We start from the raw sequence: 2,081 nt of genomic DNA on the forward strand, positions 1-2,081 counted from the left end.
AAGACGTTTGAGTTAAATCAATACTGCTTAGGTCAGCAGGCGATCGCTCAGACCTGTATCTAAAATCTCATAACTAAGACATTGTAGTTAAATCAAAGTACATAGCCAGTTTTCTCCAGAGACTAAAAGGTTGGCTAGTAAAATTGAATTTTAAAAAGCAATAATATTGAGGGATGAATCTCAACTATAAGTTTATAAACAAAATCTTGTAGGGACGTTCCATGGAACGTCCCTACAGTGGTCTACCTATAAAAAAACCTCTGTAATTGCTACCTATTGCCTAATTTTGATTAAAATGCTCCCCAATAAATTTGATTATTACTATTTTTAGTATCTGTAGAATCTGGAGAAAAATCAACATCAATAATCTCCTCATTCTGAAAAGACCTAATTCTTAATTCATCTAACAGGGAACTAATATTTTCAGGTTCGACATCAATAATACTGGCAAGAGGCAAAAGATTATCTAGGGAAAAATTTCCCAGTTGACTATTAATGACTTCTACAAAATAACAAAGCATAATATATCTATTAGCACTGGCAGTAAGATAAAAAATTTTCTGGTCAACATCAAAGTAATAAACTCCAGGAATAGATGAGGCAACTAAACTTTGATCCTGCAAAACTAAATCTACATTAATCTGACTAGCAGGTACAACTTTAGCAGTTTTTAACCAGTTTAGATCGATTTCTAATCCTGAGTCATGGTAGTGAAAAATTAATCTCTGTAAACCATAAACGAATTTTGGAGAGTTGAGAGTATTTTACCATTTCCTACACCATTCATTAACTTGGTTTTCATCAGCAGGTTTAACATTTTTAGGAATCTCAATTATATCTTTGAGTAAAGATAAACTACCTGCTAACTGTGCTAGTTTATGAGAGACTTGAGGATGTAATAGACGGTTATTATCTATATAATCTATCCACCAATAAGCATCAGGTATTAAAATTTTATTGGCAGGAATTAATTGATTTTCAGCATTCAGGATAGGTAGATTTTTAATAGAACCTTTCTCTAAATATAATTGAGCTTATAAACGTTGAAAAACTTGAATAATACAGGTTTTATCTGTATCATTTAGAGATAAGCTATCGTTCTCTTCAGCTATTTCTTGAATAAAATTTATATAGTCTGTGAGAGTTGGAGATTTTCTTTGCTTTGCCCTAAAAGTTGATAAACTTCTGCTAAAGAGTGAGAATTAGTCATACAAATACGACGACTACCAAAAAAAGGAACTTCTACTTGAAAAGTATGTTTTGGTTGCCAGAATTTATTATTAGATTCATCCCACAAACAAGGACGATCGCTGAAACGATATTGAATTTCTAATTTTTGTTGTTCTGTCACATTTCGATTATCTACAAAATGTTTATACAGGTAATCGTAAATAGCATTAATAGAAGTTAGGTTGACTAGATTATTATTCATTATTTTTGGTTATTAGTAGTAGGGAAGTAAGAAGGAAGAAGGAAGAAGTAAGAAGTAAGAAGTTAAATTATTAGTGTGACTAAATCATAAATTCTGCTTTGCTCTCTAATTTTTTGGAGAAGTTGTCGAAAATTTCCTGGGAAAAATAGAGGTAGGTGGAATTTCTGCTTTTGACTGACTTTTGATTTTTGAGTAGTCGATGAAATTTCTGCTTTTGACTAACTTTTCATTTTTGAGTAGTCAATTAAATTTGGGTTTGGTTAATCATAAATTTTACTTTGCTCTAGAATTTATTAGGGGAGTTGCCGAAATTTGTCTGGGAAAAAATAGAGGTAGATGGAATTTATGCTTTTGACTAAGGTTTGATTTTTGAGTAGTCGATGAAATTGGGTTTTGCTGAATCATCAATTTTGCCTTTCTCTAGAATTTATTAGGGGAGTTGCCGAAATTTGTCTGGGAAAAATAGAGGTAAGTGGAATTTTTCATTTTGACTAAGTTGGAATTTTTGAGTAGTCGATGAAATTGGGTTTTGCTGAATCATCAATTTTGCCTTTCTCTAGAATTTATTAGGGGAGTTGCCGAAATTTGTCTGGGAAAAATAGAGGTAAGTGGAATTTTTCATTTTGACTAAGGTTTGATTTTTGAGTAG

2 protein-coding genes are annotated in these 2,081 nt (G+C 31.6%); both read right to left on the reverse strand.

Annotated features, from left to right (window positions below):
* Positions 1–290: 290 nt before the first annotated feature.
* Positions 291–623 carry a hypothetical protein gene (locus ACP6PK_RS01520; protein WP_426557158.1) on the reverse strand — a complete coding sequence of 111 codons (333 nt, stop codon included), beginning with the start codon at positions 621–623 and terminating at the stop codon, positions 291–293.
* A gap of 503 nt (positions 624–1,126) precedes the next feature.
* The gene (locus ACP6PK_RS01525; RefSeq protein ID WP_426557160.1) at positions 1,127–1,432 is read right to left on the reverse strand and encodes a hypothetical protein; all 306 of its coding nucleotides are present in this window, start codon (positions 1,430–1,432) and stop codon (positions 1,127–1,129) included.
* Positions 1,433–2,081: the final 649 nt, after the last annotated feature.

The sequence above is a fragment of the Dapis hubbardiae BLCC-M172 genome, from assembly GCF_050016015.1.
GTDB lineage: Bacteria > Cyanobacteriota > Cyanobacteriia > Cyanobacteriales > Microcoleaceae > Trichodesmium.

Excerpts from the sequence above, each read along its gene's own strand:
- ACP6PK_RS01525 (WP_426557160.1), bottom strand. The coding sequence starts at position 1,432 with ATGAATAATAATCTAGTCAACCTAACTTCTATTAATGCTATTTACGAT.